Annotated in this window: 12 protein-coding genes; 4 read left to right on the top strand and 8 right to left on the bottom strand. The window is 58.7% G+C overall.

Annotated features, from left to right (window positions below; all coding sequences use genetic code 11):
* Positions 1 to 6 precede the first annotated feature (6 nt).
* The 3 genes from OXQ33_RS01955 to OXQ33_RS01945 form a co-directional block, all read right to left on the bottom strand.
* On the bottom strand, positions 7 to 6,093 hold the full coding sequence (locus OXQ33_RS01955; RefSeq protein ID WP_267432959.1) for a hypothetical protein: 6,087 nt from the start codon (positions 6,091 to 6,093) through the stop codon (positions 7 to 9).
* Positions 6,094 to 6,110: 17 nt separating this feature from the next.
* Positions 6,111 to 6,953 carry a hypothetical protein gene (locus tag OXQ33_RS01950; protein WP_267432958.1) on the bottom strand — a complete coding sequence of 281 codons (843 nt, stop codon included), beginning with the start codon at positions 6,951 to 6,953 and terminating at the stop codon, positions 6,111 to 6,113.
* 70 nt (positions 6,954 to 7,023) lie between these two features.
* Entirely contained in the window at positions 7,024 to 8,397 is a 1,374-nt protein-coding gene (locus tag OXQ33_RS01945; RefSeq protein WP_267432957.1) for a hypothetical protein, read from the bottom strand.
* Between the two features lie 127 nt (positions 8,398 to 8,524).
* Here OXQ33_RS01945 and OXQ33_RS01940 point away from each other — a divergent pair, with 127 nt between their 5' ends.
* Positions 8,525 to 8,743, top strand: a complete 219-nt coding sequence (locus OXQ33_RS01940; protein ID WP_267432956.1) for a hypothetical protein — start codon at positions 8,525 to 8,527, stop codon at positions 8,741 to 8,743.
* A gap of 159 nt (positions 8,744 to 8,902) precedes the next feature.
* Here OXQ33_RS01940 and OXQ33_RS01935 read toward each other — a convergent pair whose 3' ends face one another.
* Together OXQ33_RS01935 and OXQ33_RS01930 are read right to left on the bottom strand one after the other, a co-directional pair.
* The gene (locus OXQ33_RS01935; protein ID WP_267432955.1) at positions 8,903 to 9,892 is read right to left on the bottom strand and encodes an amidohydrolase family protein; all 990 of its coding nucleotides are present in this window, start codon (positions 9,890 to 9,892) and stop codon (positions 8,903 to 8,905) included.
* A 110-nt stretch (positions 9,893 to 10,002) separates the two neighbouring features.
* Entirely contained in the window at positions 10,003 to 10,905 is a 903-nt protein-coding gene (locus tag OXQ33_RS01930) for an SDR family oxidoreductase (protein ID WP_267432954.1), read from the bottom strand.
* Between the two features lie 96 nt (positions 10,906 to 11,001).
* On the opposite strand from OXQ33_RS01930, the gene OXQ33_RS01925 reads away from it, so the two are divergent.
* From OXQ33_RS01925 to OXQ33_RS01915, 3 genes are all read left to right on the top strand, one after another.
* Positions 11,002 to 11,838, top strand: a complete 837-nt coding sequence (locus OXQ33_RS01925) for a helix-turn-helix transcriptional regulator (protein WP_267433056.1) — start codon at positions 11,002 to 11,004, stop codon at positions 11,836 to 11,838.
* 206 nt (positions 11,839 to 12,044) lie between these two features.
* A complete protein-coding gene (locus tag OXQ33_RS01920) occupies positions 12,045 to 12,473 on the top strand; it encodes an ester cyclase (RefSeq protein ID WP_267432953.1) in 429 nt (142 codons plus the stop codon).
* Positions 12,466 to 12,909 carry a MarR family transcriptional regulator gene (locus OXQ33_RS01915; protein WP_267432951.1) on the top strand — a complete coding sequence of 148 codons (444 nt, stop codon included), beginning with the start codon at positions 12,466 to 12,468 and terminating at the stop codon, positions 12,907 to 12,909. The genes OXQ33_RS01920 and OXQ33_RS01915 overlap by 8 nt, the downstream gene beginning before the upstream one ends.
* A gap of 622 nt (positions 12,910 to 13,531) precedes the next feature.
* On the opposite strand, the gene OXQ33_RS01910 is transcribed toward OXQ33_RS01915, so the two are convergent.
* The 3 genes from OXQ33_RS01910 to OXQ33_RS01900 form a co-directional block, all read right to left on the bottom strand.
* Complete coding sequence (locus tag OXQ33_RS01910) at positions 13,532 to 15,697, bottom strand: peptidase domain-containing ABC transporter (RefSeq protein ID WP_267432950.1); 2,166 nt, start codon at positions 15,695 to 15,697, stop codon at positions 13,532 to 13,534.
* Entirely contained in the window at positions 15,698 to 17,056 is a 1,359-nt protein-coding gene (locus OXQ33_RS01905) for an HlyD family efflux transporter periplasmic adaptor subunit (protein ID WP_267432949.1), read from the bottom strand.
* A 455-nt stretch (positions 17,057 to 17,511) separates the two neighbouring features.
* Positions 17,512 to 18,891, bottom strand: a complete 1,380-nt coding sequence (locus OXQ33_RS01900) for a hypothetical protein (RefSeq protein WP_267432947.1) — start codon at positions 18,889 to 18,891, stop codon at positions 17,512 to 17,514.
* Positions 18,892 to 19,918 lie beyond the last annotated feature (1,027 nt).

Below are 19,918 nucleotides of genomic sequence, written 5' to 3'. Positions count from 1 at the left end.
GACGTCCTACCGATCAAGCAACAGACGGATCGCGGCCACCGTACTAGCCGTTCGGGTGCGTAGCACGGGGTCAATCTCGTTCAAGGCCTCGATCCAATCGAGTAGCTGCTCGGCAAACGCGCTATCGTCGCTGCTCGCCGACACCTCGGCGAGCCAATGCCCAAGATATGCGCGCCACTCTGACGTATCCGTGCGCGATGCGGCGGCGTAGAGCGCAAGCTGCACTTCCTCCGCCACCGGCCATGCTACTTGATGCCGATGGAGCCGCGCCAGCAACCGAACCGCATCGGCCAACGCTTCGAGACGGTGGGACGCGGCGACAAGCGCCAACCCGGTCAAATGTCCATAAAGTGTTTCTGCCGGTATCAAGGCCAGGAGGCTGAAGCCGGCGCTGCAGATCCGTGCTGAGGCACGCTCGGCAAGATCCGCAGGAATAGTGAACATGGCCGCGGCGTTGACGAGCAACGTCAACATCTCAAGGGTCGGCGTCTCTTGTGCGAGCGCCTGATCAAGCTGGTTGCACAAATCATCCGGCAGAGCGGGCAGACGGTTCCCCCCCTCCAGCGGACCCGGCCAGAATATTTGCGGGAAGGTCATCCGCGCCCGCAAACTTTCATGATCGGCCAACAGGCGTCGCCTGAGCCGCTCGCTCAACACTTCGCCAACGCCACCCGCCGCATTCACGATGCGTCCGATCATCTCATGACGCAGCTGCGAGGTGGCGATGAGATCGGGGCGCCAATAAGGCTCCCGCTGCATATCGACGAGATTCTGCGCGAAATAGCGCCAGCCACGCTCGCGGGTACAAAAACGGGCGAAATGAGCCGTGTCGACCTCTCCGTCGACCACGCGCGAGATCAAGGCGGCTTGCGCCAACGAGGCGTGCCTACGTCGGAATGGCGGCCAGGCCGCCAAAAGCCCCAGGCGACTGAGCTCCCCATCAACAAACATGGCCAGACTAGACAGGAGATGCAGGCTGCTGGTCTCGTCGTCCGCATCGATCGCTTCGATCTCGTCGACAAGCGCAATGATCAGTGTCTCAAGCGCCTCGTCGTCCGAAGCGTGGGGCAGCGCCAGTTCGATGAAACCGACCTTGGCCAAAGGATCTCCCGCGCTCGACGCCCATTCGCCGAGCGCGCACCATTCCTGCAACGTTCGCGTGCCGAATCGGCCATCACCCAGCACCGCGGAATGGGCGGCGAGCAACAGCAGCATCTTGTCCGCATCAATGGCATCGGCGCGGATCCTGGCAATTTGCCTAGGCCCGACGTTTGCCAGATAGTCGTCAAGATGAGATGCCTCGCCCGCACCCACAAGCGCCTCCCAATAGGCCCGTGTCGGCGGCACCAGCAGGGCGATACTGGCTTCATTGGCCGCAAGACTTTCTCGTATCGAGCCCTCAACAGCGCCCGGCAGCGCGCGCACATCTCGGTCCAGCGCGTCTAGCGCCTGCACATCGAGACGAGTATGCTCAAGCCGTTCGCGCCATAATGCGAGCGCTGACGGGGTATGGCCGAAGTCGGCCAGTGCCGCATCCAACATCGTCACGCGCACATCGGCGTCCGGGTGAAGGCCGATAATCCCACGCGTCCGGTATCGGTGGCCGCCCCGGACGAGCAGTAGCGACCAGCCGCCACGTACGCCGTCCGTGCCCAGCGTCCAGCGTCGGCCTTCCTGGTCCCTGATCTCGCGCTTCTTGTCGGGTTTTGCGTAGACCGCGCCCGCGGCCTTATAAAAGACACTACGCAAAAATTGGGCTTCGCCGATCTCGACCGTTGCTTCGATCGTTTGGCCCGCCTGCACCCGGAAAGTATCGTCATCCGCTATGTGAAGCTGCAAAAAGTCCGGCAGCGTTCGCAGTGCAAGCGCCAGCGCCTGACGGAAATCGACCTGCGGGGTTTCGGCGCGAGCCTCATCTGCGATCGAAACCAGCATATGGCGAAGGGTCTGCTTGAAGGGCTCGTCAAGGCGAGGTTCGGATATCAGGATCGGATCGAAGGCTTCCTCGCGAAACCACGCGGCGTAGCGCTCACGCGCGCCCACCTCTATCCGACCATAAAGAGAGGCAAGCTTGACGAGGTCAAGCATCATGCCGTTGACAGCTAGGCCCTCCAACGGAGCACCCATCTCACTTTGTGCCCAATCTTGCGACCGATAGCAGGACAGAAGCCAGCGCGACGCCGCTCGCGCTGTTTCGTCCTCGATCCCCTCGCTCCACTGGGCACCGATCGCATCGGCAAAGGCCCCCTGCATCATGGTGAGCCATCCGATGTCCACTTGCGCATCGAACCAGCCGCGCTTCTGCGCAATGCGGATATTCTCCCGGATTGCGCGGAGCTCCCCCGTCTCGCGAAAGCCTTGCGCGGACGCCTCGGCGACCAGGGCGATAAGCTCGGCCGCCGAGGTGCCGATGAAGGTCACACCGCCTCGTCGCAGTCGCGAGCGCGCCTCCGACACTGCCTGCCCGTCGAGGCGCTCACTGCGCGCCAAGAGGTCGAGCAGATCTAGCGAGGTCAAGATCCGTATGCGCCCGGTCGGGAGTTCGAAATTGGTGTGCCGATTGATGACACGATCATCACTCACCAGTATCTCGCTTCCCGCAGCCAGGCTGGTCACGATGGCTGGAAAAGTACTAACGCCCTCACCTGCGACAGGCGCCGCGTCCAAACGAATTCGACCTGCCGCGAACCCGGGGACGAGCACACGGCGTACCTCGTCGATGACCTCCTCGAGCGCGCGGCTCTGGCCTTCCATTTCGCGGAGTGCTTCAGCCTCGTTGATCTCGGTCCTAGCGACGACGACCGTAAATCCCGCGAAGGCGATCTTATCGATCAGACCGGTATAACGAAAATAGTCAACCGACAGGTCGCTGAGATACAATGTGGCGCCTTGCGTGATGGCGGGTTCGTCGGGCCAGCTGGCGTCATGAAGCGCGAAATAGTCGGCCGCGCGTTTCCGTTCTGCCTGGCTTAGACGGCCGGCACTGTCCAACGCTGCAAGCACCGCCGAACAGCTCACGATATGCGATGCGTAGCGCGTAAGATCGACAGGCTCGGACAACAAGGAGCCGACACGGGTAATCGGGAAAGGATGGACGAGCAGATGCTGGCCGCCTTCCTGCGCCGCAGCTTCGCAAAGCAGGGCCGCCAGGCTTTGTCCTATTTGGCTGACGAGGCCGACATCGGCCAAGACGCTTGCCTCAAACGCTTTGACCCGTCCACGCGCCAGCAATTCGAGAAGTCGATGGGCAAAAGCAACTTTGCTTGGCTGGTGAAAGGCAACCCGTTGGCGCTGTTCGAAAAGGTCACTGAAAAGGTCGTGGGGTACGAGAATGTCGTCCAACGCCGCCACGACGCTGCTCAATACGCCGGTTGCGGCCAGCGTCACGATAGCGTGACGATCAAGCGCGACCCTTCCACCGGTGAAGCGCTCGGTGTCATCGATCCGAACCCTGCCGCTAAACAGCGGGACCGCTTGACGGCGATGATCGGCGCCCTCCGCGTTGTGGATCATCGGGCTCAGCTGCAACTCCAGCCAAGGCCTCGTCAGCATCATCGCGACGCCGACCAGCGGCAATTGTGCCTCGGCCCAGCCGCGGTTCGCCTCGTCAACGCGGGCTTCCCAATCCGGTCGGCTGTCCAGCAATTCGGAAATCGATCGCTTCTCGATCGGTCCTCCCTCGCCCGATAGCTCCGCTGCATGCATGAGCCAATGGCTCGCCTCGGGAATCGCTTCCTCGAGACCCGCAGTCGTCGCCGCACTATAGGCGGCGACCAGCACCTGCGCGTCGTCGGGTGCTCGCGCCACTGCCTCGCGCACGAGATCGACGACACGTTTGGCCCGTATCTGCGCCGCAAGCATCGCACTCTTGGCGAGCTCCTGCGGCGAGCGTGTAGCGCGAGCCTGCCATTGCTCTTCGAGAAAGGCGTCGATCGCCTCCCAATTGCCGCCCGAGACCAGCAGATGGAACCGCAGCGACCTCGCCGCTTCTTCCACCGCCCCGTCCCCGACGCTGGCCAGCATCACTTCAGCACGTTGAAGATTGCCTAGCCTAAAGTAGACCCAGCCCGCCTGTATAGCGAGCAGCGGGCTCTCGTCGACCAACTTGCCCAGAAGCTCGATCAGCCCTGCGGCTTCGGCATCCCGGTTGTGATCGCCAAGGAAGGCAAGGCACGCTAACGCCGAGTCTTGCGTAGGCAGCTCGGTCAGTAATTGGCGAGCATAGACGAGAAATCGCGGGTCATAATCATGTCCGCGAAAACGGCGCACCAATTGATCCAGCAGTGCCGTCTTCGGCTCGGCGGCGTAAAGCTGCTCCAGCACCTCGAGCGAGGGCTCGAAGTCACTCTGATCCAGCGCGCTTTGCAAAACGGCATGCATCTCGGCAGGCAGAGTGGCACTCGCGGCCTCGAGCAGCGCCGTCGCATCGCCATGCCGGCCTGCGCTGATCAGAATGCTGACCTCTAGATTGGTCAGGCTCAGGGGGTCAAGGAAGTCACTGATAAAAAGACGATTCCTGTCGAGAAAGGCTAAAGCCTCCTTCGGATTGTGACGGGCATGATCAAGCAGCAAAGCGAGCGTGGCTGTCGCGACGTCAGTGGCATCACCAAGGCCCCTGGCTATGCGCCGCGTGATGAGCTCCTCTGCCTTTCTACGATCGACCCCGACGTCGAACGGGAGCGCGAGCGGAAGATAGACGAGTTCGCTTCCCGGTATATCGATACGGCGCTTCAGGTCCTTGAGCGCCGCCGGTGCCGTGCGCGGATCGCGCAGGCGAAGCCAAAGGCTGTACCGTGTCGCCGCTTGCGCTTCACGTGAAAGACCAAGATCCACGCATGCCGCTGCGGCTCGTTCCATGAAGGTGCCGGCCAGCTGCCGCTGTTCGCGCGACGCCTCATCGTCCCTGAGCGGGAGCGCGCGCGGATATTGAGGTATATCCTGCAGCACGAGCGACTTGAGGTCGGAGGGAAGCTGGACTGCGACAAGCAGGGTTCCCGTTATCCACAAAAGCGCCGGCGTGGCCTCGAAATCATCAATTTGAAGAGCCCGGGTCGCCTCCAGTGCGCGTTCCCATTGTCCCGTCTCCATCAGTGCGGTGATCAGCGAATAGCGCCCATCGCTGTCGAGGTGAGACATATCGATCCCGGCTTCCTGTGCCCTGACGAGCGCAGCCTGCGTGCCCAGGCCCCGCCGCAAGATCTGAAACACCGCCGTTGCCGCCGTCCCGCTTTCATCGACATCCAGCAATCTTAGCCCGGCTTCAAAGTCAGTCGCCGCCGCGACGAAGGCCTGGGCGATTCTAGCCTCCAGAAGCTCGGACCGTCCCAGCGCGATCACTTTCTCGATCGCGACCTGCGCCAATCCGGGTTCGGCAAACGACAAGACGCGAGCACACCATGCGAGCGCAAAAGCGCGCCTGTCCACGCTCCCGCCACGAAGCGGCCCCTCCAGCAACTCTGCGATCAAAGTCGCAGCATCGGCGCTGCTATTGGCCGACCGGAAGAAACGCTGGGCCCGCAACCGGCCGACCCGCTCGTGGATGTGCGCATCGATCAAGACAGTATTTTCGGGCCAAGCCTCCAACTTCGCGCCCAGGCCATGTACCGCTTGCAATATCGCACGGTCGCCCGGCGTGAAGGCACGCCTCAAGCTGAGAAGCAAAAAGTCCAGCGATTCGCCGTATACCGCTCCGACCTCCGGTGCCGCCGGATCATCACGGGCAAACAGCATATATTGTTTGAATGCGCGTTCGGCATGGGGAGCATCGTCGTCACCGCGAAGCGCAGCGCTGGCCGCCATTTTGAGCGCCGTCTGCGCCTCCTCGGTCGCGATCCAAGCCCGCGGCACCGAGTGCTGAAAAAGCGCAGGCCGTGCAACCAACCCCTTTGCCGCGACCTGAACCGTCCCCCACAAGGTCAAGGCCGATCCCGCCAATACGGCCAGTGCCTCGTCCAGCACATCGTCAAGGCCCGCGAGATCGACTGACTGGCGGTCATCCGATCGCCGTGCCAGTTCATATTGAAATGCGCGGTATCCTGCCAACACGGCAGGTGCCGCGACTTTCAGGCCGATGGCGGTTATGGAGGATGCCATAGGGCCTCAGCGCGACATCAGGTCGATGCGGTCAACGCCGCTCGCGCTCGAGCCGGCATGAACTCGAGTGTCTGCGGGTGCGTCGGAAGTGTACGCGCCTGGCGGCCTGAGAGCCATTCCACGGTATCGGCATGATCGTTTGGCAGAAAAAGATTGCTGATCGAAACGGGGCCGAATAGCGGGTCAGCGGATTTCGGAAGGCACCAGGATCCAGGAGCGGAACATTGCGACTCCCATTCCAGGCTGACGCTGATAACAAGACGCTCCAACTTGGCCAGATCGTCTGCTAGCGATTGCGACACCGGCAAGGCCAGCGTGATATCCTCGCCCAGAAGCACTTGGCTGCCGAACCTTGTCAGGCGGAACTCGGCTTCCTTGCCCTTGTCCCGGCGATCGACGAGATTGTGCGCGACCAATTGGGTCAGCACATTGGAAAGGTTCGAAGATCGCATCTCGAGTGTATCGAGAAGACGACGTCGCGCAACAAAGCCGCCCTCCTCGTGCAGCGTCTGAAGGATCCTCCGGGCATTGGGTCGCTTGGCCACCTCACGAGCCGGGCTCGCCTCCGATAGGCTGATCGACTCGCGCAGAAGATCGGCGAGTGCGGTGGCGCGCTCGGCCGATACCGCATCCACCTTGCGGACATGCGCCTTGAACTGGTTGAGAAGCGCATGCCAGTCGCGGATTTCAGCGTCGAAACGCCGCTCGATCAGCAGGGTCCAGACCTTGTGCGCGAGCGCCGCATAGACCCGGCGACCAGCGCTCGGATCATCCGCAAGCGTATCGCTGATGACCGCGCGTGCTGCGCTTGGGAGCACGCCAGCGAAGTCGAGTCTACGACCCTGCATTAAGGCGACCATTCCAATTCTCCTCGGCACTTCTCGAGTACCATACACTACACTTCACTACACACCACCATATGCGTAGCAGCTAGAGCGTTTCCAACGTGCAAAGGAAAAACGCGTCGTGAACGGCCACGCTTCCCTCGCGCAAAGGCTTTTCCGGCAGAGCAAGAATCTCGCCGACCGCACCTTTTGCCGCATAGGCAGGCTGAGCAACGACGAGAGTCCGTGTCCCGTATCGGACCCGCAACGTGTTCGCCGTCGCGGCATGGCCAGTCATCGTCGCCGCGTCAGGCAGCGCGCCCGTCATCGATGGAACGATCGCTGTGTCAACGTTGAGGTATCGATAGGGAACGTCGCCGGTTTCCTGCAGGAAATCGCGACAGATCGCGATGAGTACCAGTTCGTCCTCCGCAATGAGGAGATGGACCTCCCGGCCCGCCTCGATCGCCTCCACATCGCTGTCGATCTTGAATTTGGCCCATTTGTAGATCTCGAAGAGAGGCTGGCCGCACCCGTCGAGGACCTGCGCGACGTTGCGCATCTTGCCGCCTACCGTTCGATGCCAGCTGCCAGCGATCACATATTGCAACGAAGAAGCTGGCCGGCCCATGCCGCTCATGCGGTCACTGACCTGATCGACACGTTCTTTGGGCATCGTCAGCTCCCCCCAGACCAAAGCCCGACACTGTGATGCTTCGGCCTGGTCGAGATGAAGATCGACCATCTTTATCGCGTCGAAGCCCGTCAAGGCATCGACGAGGAAGAGCTTGTCTCCCGCCGCCACCTTTTTGATCGAAAGGCCCGGGAACAAAGCGGCACCATAACGACGACCTCCCACACCCCGCTCTTCATCCGCATGAGCGGCATCAAAGGCCGTAGTGGACCGGTGAAGCCGAACGGCGAAACCCTTGACGTTCGTGGGAATGACGCGGTGATCGCGAAGTGCGCGCCGCAGGAATGGCTTGCCGTCGATCAACGCCAGCGGCGTCAAGCGCGGAATGACGTAATGCCGACCATCCGTCGTCTGCCACTGGCGTTCAAGCTCTTCGTCGATGTCACTTTCGATGTATCTGCCAAACTCGGAAAAATTCAACTCGAGCGCACGCAAGAGGACAGCGGCATCGCGTAGCGCCGCCGTCAGGTCGCTATCTTCAGCGACCATGACCGTGCCCTGAGCGACCTCGTCGGCTCTGGCGATGGCATCTTTGGCCACCATCGCCTCGCTAAAAGTATCGAAGTCCTGCAAAGCCCATTCCGGGGTGTCGGCGATGGCCTCGTAAACCCATGCGATCGCGTCCCTGAGCGCGTCTTGGTCCTGTGGGTCGCATGCCGCCAGCCTGTCGTTGAGCAGGGCCCAGCGTTCGATCTCGATTCCCCGAGCGGGCACGACTGTCAGCGCGGAGGCAGTCACCTCCGGTACATCCTCGCCTTCGGCTCCTGCTGGGGTCGCGCTATCCATCGAAAATGGCGGCTTACCACAGCCGTCTTGCCGATCGAATAGGTAAGAGTTCATCAGCTCGGTTCAGAGCCGACATTTTGATCCGAAATGGCTCGATTGCCTGATCAGGCTATCTCCGGGCAATGTATTGATCAAGGCTGCCGATCAGTTCCGCACCAAAACCACGTGGAAGAATGAGATGTGGCAGGCCGGTCGCATCGTGTCGGTCACCATCGCGATCGGCCTGAACGAATGGCTGCTTTCGAGCTTTACTGCCGGGCCGATGAATGACCGGGATTGGGGCGCGAAGCTGACTGGGCGTTCTCGAAGCCTTGAACGGCAGCTCTTGGCAAAAGCCGCCGTTTAGTCGGGAATCATCGAATGTCGTTAGCTGGTCGATATCTGCTGTGACCGTCAGACCCAATTATGGACATTCTAAGCGCGCGGGTGCTTCTCCTAAAGTGGCCGTTCGTTCATCGGGCGTTTCGGAGGCCGCGGTCTCATGACCAACGGTGCCGGGTCGAGCCTAGGCCGTATTTGCCCCCGTCAGACGCTCCCAATTTGCGAAGGCGAAACCGCGGCGCGCTGGGTCGTCCAAGTCGACGGTCTCAAGGAAGCGACGTGGCTCGCCGCCCGGTCGGTACTGGTATGGGAAGTCGGTCGAGAACAGCAGACGATCCGGGCCGACGATCTCCAGGCACTGCCGCAGATAGGCTTGGCTCCACATGCCGCTGCCGGTGACGTAAAGGTTGCCGCGTGCGTATTCGTACAGCGACCGCTCAAGTTCAAGGGCCCGGCCCATCACAGCCGAGGTTCGCTCGAGGTAGAACAGCACCACTTCGCCCCAATGACCAAGGATGATCTGCAACGACGGCAGTTCGTCGAAGACACCCGCCGCGGCCAGTCTGATCCATTCCAGGCCTGCCTCATAGTGCCAGCCAAGACCAAAGGCGGCGAGCGCGAGATCCGCCCTGTCGCTGATTCCGGCGTAATTGGACGCGCGCACCTCCGGTGCCGGCGTTTGGGGATGGATGAATAGAGGAACGCCCAGTTCTGCTGCTTTCGCCAGCATCGGTCGCAGCGCCCTATGGTCGAGGTGACGATCACGTGTGCGTCCGCAGAGCAACGCTCCCTTCAGCCCAAGCTCGTTTACCGCGCGCTCCAGCTCGCGGGGGGCGGCATCTGGATCGGATGTCGGGAGAGCCGCGAAACCCTGGAAGCGTGTGGGGTGACGCGCGCATGCATCGGCGATCAAATCGTTGACGCGCCGAGCCATTTCCACTGCGGGTCCAGGTTCCAGATTATGAAGGCCGGGCGTGGTCAGGGACAGCACTTGGACATCGATGCCCTGCTCGTCCATCAACGCCAAGCGACCCTCTCCGAGGTCCGCCAGACGCTCTCCTGTTACGCCCCCGTCTGCGATGGCAGATACGGGGTCGTGTGGGGGCGGCGCCGACGCCCAGGCGTCACGAACAGTGTGTGGCAGGACATGTTCTTCGATGGCGATCAGGCGCATGGACGTCTCGCATATAGCTCGAGGTTAAGCATCAATCCGCGGCTCGGTTTCCTGATGCAAGCTCACCCGCTCGACAACAGTTCGATCCGCCAGTGTGCCACTGTAGTAGATCACGCGGTGGTGATCGCTGAATAGTCCATTGCGGCAAGGTCGGTGAGGAGATCGGGGCCGGTCGGCTCCCACCCGAGTCGGGCGCGCGTCCAGGCGTTCGACGCCGTCATTTCGAGGTTTGCGAACGGTGCCATCCACCCGAAATATTGATCGACCTCATCCGCCGCGACCGAGCACACCGATAGCCCGCTGCCCCTGCCGATCGCCTCGGCGATGGCACGCGCCGTGACGCCCTCCTCCGCCGAGGCATGGTAACGTGCGCCCGGCTCGCCGTTTTCGAGGGCAAGCACATATAGCTTCGCCACGTCGCTGACGTGCGCGGCGGACCAGCGCGCCTGCCCTTCGCCGACATACGCTACCGCTCCCGCCCGCCGTGCTTCGGCGATCAGCGGCGTGATCAGTCCGGCCCTGGTAGTGTCGTGCACTTGGGGCAATCGAATAGTGCGCACGTCGATGCGTTGCGCCAGCAGTGCCGCGCCCGCGAGTTCCGTCGCGATGCGCGGATTGGCGTGGCGCGGGTTCAGCACGTCTTCCGTCGCTGGCCCGCCATTCAGCGGCGTGCCGATGCCGACCCCCGAGGTGATCAGGATCGGCTTTCCCGTTCCCTCAAGCGCCTCTCCCATGGCCGCAATGTTGCGTTGGTCCTTTCTGGTGTTCTCGACGAAGTTTGCGAAATCATGGTCGAATGCGCAGTGAATCACCGCATCGGCCGCCGCGACGCCACGCGCGAGCGTCTCGGGCCTGTCGAGATCACCGCGATGGACGTCGGCACCAACCGCTTCAAGCTGTCGTGCGCCCGCGTCGGATCGCGTGAGACCGAGCACCTGATGGCCGCGGTCGAGCAATTCGGGAATGATATGCGAACCGATGAAGCCGGACGCGCCGGTTAGGAATACCCGCATGAGCTATCTCCTTGCTGTCGGAGCGACGTATCGCTGTTCGCGGAACCCTGTTAAAGTAGTGACCTTATGGTGGTATAAGCTGCAACAGGATCGATGATGGCCAGCGAAGCTCCCAACCAGCTCGGCACCTATCTGCGTGATCGCCGCACCCGCCTCGATCCGGCGGCATTCGGGTTTGGTGGCGGCAGGCGACGCACGCCCGGTCTGCGTCGTGAGGAAGTGGCGAGCCGGGCCAACATTAGTCCGACATGGTACACCTGGCTCGAGCAAGGGCGCGGCGGTGCGCCATCCGCGGACGTTCTCGACCGGATCGCCAAGGGCCTGATGTTGACCGAGCCGGAACGCGAGCATCTGTACATGCTGGGCCTGGGTCGGCTTCCCGAGGCCCGGTATCAGCCGGTCGACGGCATAACCCCGCGCCTGCAGCGCGTGCTTGACGGGATGGTGCTGAGCCCGGCGATCATCAAGACGGCGATGTGGGATGTGGTTGGCTGGAACCGCGCAGCGACGGTTCTCCTGACCGACTATTCCAAGCTGCCGCGCGAAGATCGTAACATACTCCGCCTGATGTTCGGCAACAACCATGTCCGCAGCCGGAACGAAGATTGGGAAAGCATCGCCCGCTTCGTCGTGGGCGCCTTTCGCGCGGACGTCGCGCGGGTAAATGCAAGCACCTGCGCCGAAGTCGCGAGGCTGGTAGGGGACCTCAGCGCGGTCAGCCCCGAGTTCGTTGCACTGTGGCAGGACAACAACGTGGTCGCTCATGGCGAAGGGGTGAAGCGAATCCGTCACCCCAATGCGGGACTGCTCGCGATGGATTATTCGTCATTCGCTGTGGAAGGCCGGCCGGAGCTAGGGATGATAGTCTACAATCCTGCCACGCCAAAAGATGCTGAAAAGCTGCGCATGCTATTGGACGCACATGACGATTGATCCGGAGAATCCAACTCGAAGACGGCGACGACCATATCCAGTCATTCCTCTGCCATTCAGCGCCAATCGAGATCGGACACTGGTTCAGCTGACTCGATCAGTGGGGAAACGCTGGCCCAATGACTAGCATCGGGCTGCAGGTTGACGCTATTCATATCCAGCCCCATATACAGTTATGCTGTATATCCTTGAGCTGAGGAGGAGCTATGTCCATCACCGATGCGAAAGCGGTGGTTCGCCGTTTCAATCGAGATGTCATCGAACGAGGTGATCGGGAAGCTTTCGACGACTTGATGTCGCCGACGTTCATCAATCGATCGGCGCCGCCCGGCGCCCCTTCGGATGGCGAAAGTATGTGGGACACCTTCGATCGGGTTCTTCGCCCTGCGATCGCAGGCCTCACCGTCACCATTCATGATCAGATCGCGGAGGGCGACAAGGTCACAACACGTAAAACCATATCGGGGACCCACCATGGCACCCTCGTTGGCGTGGAGCCTACCGGAAAACCCATTCGGATCGACGTGATTGACATCGTTCGGATCGAGGACGGCCGCTATGCTGAACACTGGGGCATCAATACACTCCCGACCGCGCTTGCGAGTCTGCAACGGGACGAGCCGTCAGATGGGTGATGCTGGCGAGGCGTCGGACGATGCGGCTGAACTGGCCGAGGATCTACGGCAAAGCATAAGCGCGTTTGTCCGTGTCGTACGACAGCGAACGGGTACAGTGAAGTCAGCGCAATCCGAGACACTTGATCTTCTCGATAGCCTTGGCTCGATGAACGTCGCCGCTCTGGCTGACCGACGAGGCGTCACTCACCAGACGATGCGCCTCGTGGTCGCAGGGCTCGAGGCGGAAGGGTCGGTGCGCCAGCTTGCCGATCCCGCCGACCGCCGCAGCAGGCTCGTGTCGATTACATCCGAGGGGCGGCTGGCCCTTTTCCAAGGAAGGTCGAAACGCACCGTCCATATCGAGGAAGCAATCCGCAGATTGCTGTCTCTGGATGAGCGCGAACACCTGAAGGCCGCAATTCCTATCCTCAATCGACTGTCAGATATCTCCTAATGATGCCCTTCGGCTCGCCTGATTTCGGCTGGGCTTGGACAAAGACTGGCGAACGGGATTTAAAAAAGCGATCAGCATGTAATCATCCCGCATATCATGGGTTGGTTGACCCAAACTCGGCCGTTCAGACCGCCTCCCCACTCCCGAACTCCTGCCATTCATTCATGTTCTAAATCGGGTTCGAAGGCCCAGGCCGTTCCCGATGCTGACACGGCGAGATTTGGGACAAACCCGTCATTCCTGCCGAGATCGCCAAACGTCCGGTTTAGACAAAGAGCCGACATATCCGGGCGCCAGGATAGGCAGTTATCGCTGGTGTCCAGAAGTACTTCGCGCAACTTAACGGCAGAAATAACCGTGATGCCGCAGCACGGTGCGACATTCCACCATCGACCGCCACGCCCTCGCTCTCGAAAATCCGTGACAACACTTGGGGCATCCATGCCAGCGCCCTGACCCGGCACAGAACCTAAGTCAGAACCTCTCCCCTGTATGAATCCTCAAACACTCAAAAGACTCCGAAACCGCCCCAGCAAACGCCGCTAACGTCCTTCTGAGCACGTTTTATTTGACGCCCTCAGATAGCCGTAGTCAAGTACGAGCCAGCCGAAGGCGGTGTGCCTCACGCTACGCTTTCGGACTGTGGCTTCGCGAGACCTAAATTTGGCCTCGCCTCTACCTGCATCAAACGTCCGTCGCTAACCAAGAAGACGCGCGACGCGGCCTGGATTGCCAATGGTCGATGTGCGATGATGAGACGGGTGACCGATGTCACACGCACCGCCTCAACAACTTCCGCCTCCTTAGCAGGATCGAGGTTGGCAGTCCCCTCATCCATAAAGAGCACAACGGGTCGCGCATAGAGCGCCCGTGCGAGCATCACGCGTTGCCGCTGACCGCCGGACAAGGACGATCCCATGTCCCCCACCAGTGTTTCAAGGCCCAGCGGCATTGCGTCAATCTCGTCAATCACTGCGGCTCGGCGACAAACTTCCCGGACCCTATCCATATCGATTTCAGGCTCAAAAAACGCAATATTCTCCGCTAAGGAGCCCGCAAAGAGCTGGTCGTCCTGAAGCACGGAGCCGATTGTGGAGCGCCATGCACGTAGGCCGACCCGCTCAAGCGGCTGCCCATCGACCAGCACGACGCCGGCGGTTGGCTCCAGTAACCCCATCATGATCTTAAGCAGTGTCGTTTTACCACCGCCTGATGGGCCCACAAACGCGACCATCTCTCTAGCTTCGATCCGAAGGTTAATGTTTGACAACACAAAGGGATCGCCCACGCCGTAACGGAAACTCACATTTCTCAGCTCAATCACACCTTGGATTAGTCGGTCACTTGAACGTTGCAGCCCCGCCGGCTCGGGACGCGAAAGTGCGATATCGGCGATGCGGGTCAGATGAACGTCGATCAATCGGTAGCGGATGCCTTGGTCGACCAACCGCGAAGCCGCATCCAGAAATTGTTGCTTGTAGGCCTGAAAGGCGAAGATCATACCGACTGTGAAGGTGCCTTTCATCGCCATTTTGATCGCGAGATAGACGAATAATACGCGCTCAAGCGCCAAGATAAATCCAGATATCGCGTCGAACCCCGCGGTGATACGGCCGAGCTTCAGACTCGCATTCACCGCATTTGCTTTTAATGTTTGCCAAACGCGCTGGCGCGAAACCTCTTGCCCGAAGGATTTTATCGTCGAAATGCCGCGCATGGTTTCGATAAAGGCTGAGTTTTCGCGAGCATTTGCCGTAATCGAGCTTGTATTTGCGCCTCTCATCGCTCCAAAAGAGCCGAGTTTTATCGCGACATAGAAAACCCATGCCGTCAGCGCCAATGCCGCTAGTATCGGTGAATAAGCAAACATTAGCATAAGCGTAATCGACGCCATGATGCCGTCGATTACCGCCGAGACCATCCCCTGACTGACGAAATCGGTAATCGGCTGAATCGAGCCGAACCGACTTATCACATCGCCAGTATGTCGCTTCTCGAACCAAGCGAGTGGCAGGCTCATCAATTGCCGGAACAAGTTGTTGACGACCTGAAACGAGAACGCATTCGTCGTATTCAGGAGTGCAATCGAGCGTAACCAGATCGTCAGCATGTTGATGAGAGCAAGGCCTGCGAACCCGATGGCCAGTATCTGGAGGAGTTGATCGTCGCTTGTCGGTAGGACCGTATCGATGCCGAGTTGCAGATAGAATGGCATCACCAGGGAAATGAGCTGAAGGATCGCGGATAACATCAGCACGCCCGCCAGGGTGGTGCCGGCACCCCGAAGGCTCGACCAGAGCTGACCTATCTTCAAAGGCGATTTGGCGCGCTGCGGCTTGAACCGCGCCGTTTTAACCAGTTCGAGAGCGACACCCGAGAATTGCCGCGAAAATTCGCCTTCACCAATCGTCAGGCTACCGCGCGCCGGATCATTGATGAAGAAGCGTAGCCCTTTCCACGTCTTGCTGACACGGGTCAGGACGACGAAATGGTTCAGGCTCCAATGCAGAATGGCAGGCGTTTGAACATCGCCAAGCTCATCGACATCGACCCGGAGCGCACGTGCACTCAGGCCAAGCCGATCCGCTAGGTCCATCAGCGTTTTGAGCGTGGCCCCACGCGAGCCCATTCCGAATTGCCGGCGCAGCAGAGGCATATCTGCTTCGAAACCATGATAGGCCATCACCATCGCGAGACAGGCCAACCCGCATTCGCTCGCCTCGGACTGCCGGACGACCGGTATCTTGCGCGGGCTTCCGAAATCAAGAAGGTCGAGGATGCTCGCCATTTATCGGTCACGCTTCATAACGGCGTTGAGCGGCTCCAGAAGCCATTGGAGAAAGCTGCGGCGCTCAAGGATGATGTTCGCCGATAGCGTCATCCCGGGCTGCAAGCGTACCTGTTCGCCATAGCCCGCGATCCTTTGATGCTCCAGCGTGACGTTTATCCGATACACCGGCTCATCGATTTTAAATGGCGCATCTATTTGGCGAGGATCCAGCGCCACGCGCGACACGCCACGCACTGTACCCTTGAAGCTGCCAAATCGCTGATAGGGAAACGCGTCATAAAGCAAGCGAACCTCGTCGCCAGCCTTTAGAAAGCCGACCGCACGGCTCGGCGCGTATAGGTCGGCATGAACGGCAACATTATAAGGTACGATCGTCATAACCGGCATGGATCCGTCGACCGCGCGCCCCAGGCCGGTTTGTAGCGCTGTAACGACACCGTCGATCGGCGCCGTCAGCACATAGGCTTGCTGTGCCTTTAATCGGGACTGTTCAGCGCGCAAACCTTCCAAGGACGAGCGGGCGTTGGTCGCCTGCTCTTCTTCATCTGCCACTGATTTGTGAAGTCGCGCCGTGGCTTCGGAACGGCTACTATCGAGCGCGATCAGCTGCTGACGAAGCTGAGCGAGCTGTTGGCGCGCACTGAATATCTGTTGCTGACGAACGTCCATCTGACTTTGCGAAATGAAGCCTTTGGCTGCGATCGGCTTGTATCGCTCAAAAGCATCCTCGAGGGATTTTAACGCCGCCTGCTCGACAGCCACCTGGCCTTGGACATTGGCGTACTGAGATTCCGCGCTTGCGATCGTTGCGGCCAGTCCCAACCGTTCACTGTCGCCACTGGTATGCAGCGCGGCTAGCTGCCGCGCCCCCAAGCTCCGCTGAGCCCGCAGAACACTAAGACTGTCCTCGGTTACCCTGTTGCCATCGGCATCTCGCTGTTCGACAAGAATTGTTGCGAGCACTGCGCCCTGCCGGACGTGCTGCCCATCCGTTACAGCCATGCGCGTTACGATGCCTGGATGCGGTGCCACGATTTTTGAAGTTTCGGCATCAGTCGCCAAAACGCCCCGCGCGGTCTCGGTGCGGGCATAATGCCCGGCTCCAACCCATACGGCTAATGCGGTGACACTACACGTCAACAGGCCGATAATCGTGTGCGCGCGAAGTGGTCTCGACAGCAGAACCTCGCCTTCCAAGCGAATCCCACGTGCTTGGAGCGCTTCCTCTCTAAAGAGGTCTGCATAATTTTGATACATCGCCTCTATCTCAGAAAGTCTAACTAACATCGCGGCTTGTTGAAGCTTGGTCCGCCCTAAAATGCCAGCTTTACAATAGCGACTTACGCGCACCCTCATACGTTGAGTTCTATAGCAAACATGGCAGTAGAACTGAACGGTATTTGATAGGAATTCGCCTAAATTGCAGGTCGAAATGCCGGCAATCTACAATCAACAACGGCGCAAGCGCTTACTGCGGGCGCCTGCACAGATTATGCACCGCAAGAGGAACTCTCTCTAGAACAATACCAGAGAGAGCCCCAATCCATCAAAAAATTGCCCATGTTGTGAAAACGATGCAATAGTTAAGCAAGCAACCTTATGAATGACTCACCTAGAATTACTAAAATAAGTCCATATCCAAACATAAGCGCATACCAAAATTGCGAATCCTGGGATCGCCATTAATCTGTATAGTCTAAACTTGATGAAAATTAATAAAGCTATAACGGATAAAATCATTATCGGAATAACTATTACCAGGGCAAACACGGCCATAAAATATCACCACGTGTTGATAGACATCGGGCACATCAATGCGATGGATCATATGTCAATTGGACTTCTCTATAGGCAGGTACACCTGGATCAAATCCGTAGTTGCCCAAGGTGGGCAGGCCATGCTCTGCCCTAAACGCATCTTCTTTCAGTGCCGCCTGAGTTTCAACATTTAAATCCTTAAAGTTGATTTTTCCAAGAAGTAGGTCGTTGAATGTTTGCTCGTTATAGGAGTATGCGTCAGAAAACGCGCCGGCTACTTCATCTTTGCCAAACCGAAACAAACTATAGCCCTCGTTCCATTGAATCACGTGCGTGAATTCATGGATTAGTAGCGCCATTGTAGAATTATCCGTTGAGTAATCGGTTATGGCCGTTTTCGTATTAAAGCTTATGTTATTCTTGCTCCACGTTGTTGCGGAAGCGTCGCCATACGCACCGCCAGATTTTATGATGACGCTATTCATCTGGGCATCAGTGAGCTTGTCACCATAAAAATCTCTCAGTGCAGCCTTTTCTCCGTCTGTGAGATGTCGCGTCTCACCTTCTTTCATGTGAGGCTTATCTAGATATGGCGCGAGCGACTCCCTACGAGAATATGAGTTTGGAAAACTATTATCGCTACTTCCACTCTCGCCGGATGACGCAACTCCATTGGAAAGGATGTTTGAATAGGGATCTCCAGGGGCGTGGCTGGGGTCGACATCAAACGTCCAATGGGTAAGCGCTCCACTTGGGGCTGTGACGACGACATCGAGCTTGCCGGTATCGGGATCGATGGACCCGCTATGATACTTTCCGTCAGCGTGAAATGTACCAATCAAATCAAGGCCATTTACGTTGAAGTGCGCAGTTTTTCCGTCAAAGCCCCCGTCAGCAAGACCCTGGTCACCTGATACGATCACCTGACCCGCAGAGTAATTCGCTTTTATTTCATTAGGACCGATAGCCGTCGCCTGAAATTCGGGATCGATTCCTTGCGTCAAGAAATCCCAGTAGTGAGACTCCGGCATTCTGTCCAATGATGACGGGTTCCCGTACTCCGAGATGAAATCTGCAAATGCCGGGTCAATGGGGCCCGTATTTTCTGGGTTGTCGTGGTCAAATCCGCTGTCTTGAGAGTTTGGGCCCACACGGGGTGCGGCATCTTGCAAACTCGAGAAGAATTGCGAGAGCTGGTCTCCGGCCAACTCCATCGCGAACCTCTTGATGTCACCGATAGTCCCATGCGTATAAAGGCCACCCGCGTCTTGGCTTGCTGACGCACCTTGGCTCCCTCCAGTGCCTTGGCCACTGTTGCCGGCGTCGCCATCGCTTCCAGATGCAACATAGCCTGTTCCGGAGTCCTGGTACCCGGAGTCTTGATACTGACCGCCGGATACCAAGCCGCATTCTTGCAAATTCAGTTCCCGCATTATACCGCCCCTTTTCACCGTTCACCAGGTTTGTCTGACAGAGCGGATAAGGTCATGGGCGATGGAAACAGTTAAACAAGCACCCCCACTTTGGAAATGCCCGCCGCCGCCCCGTGACGCTGAACTTCCGCTTGATCGGATTCAGCGGCTCGCAAATTTATATTACACTTTCGCGTCAAGCTGTTGTCATCTTACGGATGCTGTGGGCAATGAAATTATAGCTTCACTTATGCTACTAGGGGGCGAGGGGGAATTTTCTCCCGATAATCCAGATGTTTGGATCGCAAAGTGCCGAAGGATATGCCTGAGCCCGTCTTTTGAGGTGATGCTTTTTTCGCATTGGGACATCCTCAAAAATTTTAACCTGAGTGAGACGGTTGCCAGAAGCTTGGTCCGAGTCTTTTTAGGAAGGGACATTGACTATAGAAACGCGACTTGTGTTGGTCATTGGCGAGATCGGTCCGTGCGGTTTCCGGAACCATCATATGCCCGATTGGCCATCGGGCGCGTATTGGAGTACCGAAATCGCGCCACCAATTTAGCTTTTGTTCCATTATACTCATTTGCCGAAATTATAATGTCACATCCTTTCATGGATGGTAATGGAAGGCTTGCTAGGTCACTCCTGCATGCAGGATTTTCACTTTGTAGAGAGGTAAGCGTCCCCTCGATACCTCTTGGCCCTGCATTTGCGCTAAATGCGCATGGAATGCACTATGCACTAAATGCGCTATCATCGCACGGGGATTGGGATTCCTATATTTCGGCGATCGAGATCGTTATAAATAATGCGATTTCGCTGCATCAGTTCATTCATAAGGCCTGAGTCAATCTTGAATGAGTTTCGTTATCGTCCCCTGCCTAATGCGAAGCCGGCATCAGATGGTTGCGGAAGAGAGCCTGTCCTCCTCAAGGGTTCGGAGTCCGATAGGAAGCAAGGGTCGCTTTTACATTGGTCGACAACCCTGAAGATTTGCTTGGGACTGCCTATTCCTCACGACATCGACTGGAGCCTTAGCTATGCCGC

This window comes from Sphingomonas sp. GM_Shp_1 (assembly GCF_026540895.1).
In the GTDB taxonomy this organism is placed as follows: Bacteria; Pseudomonadota; Alphaproteobacteria; order Sphingomonadales; family Sphingomonadaceae; genus Sphingomonas.
The sequence above is the reverse complement of the archived record's forward strand: the minus strand, read 5'-3'. Positions and strand labels throughout refer to the sequence as shown.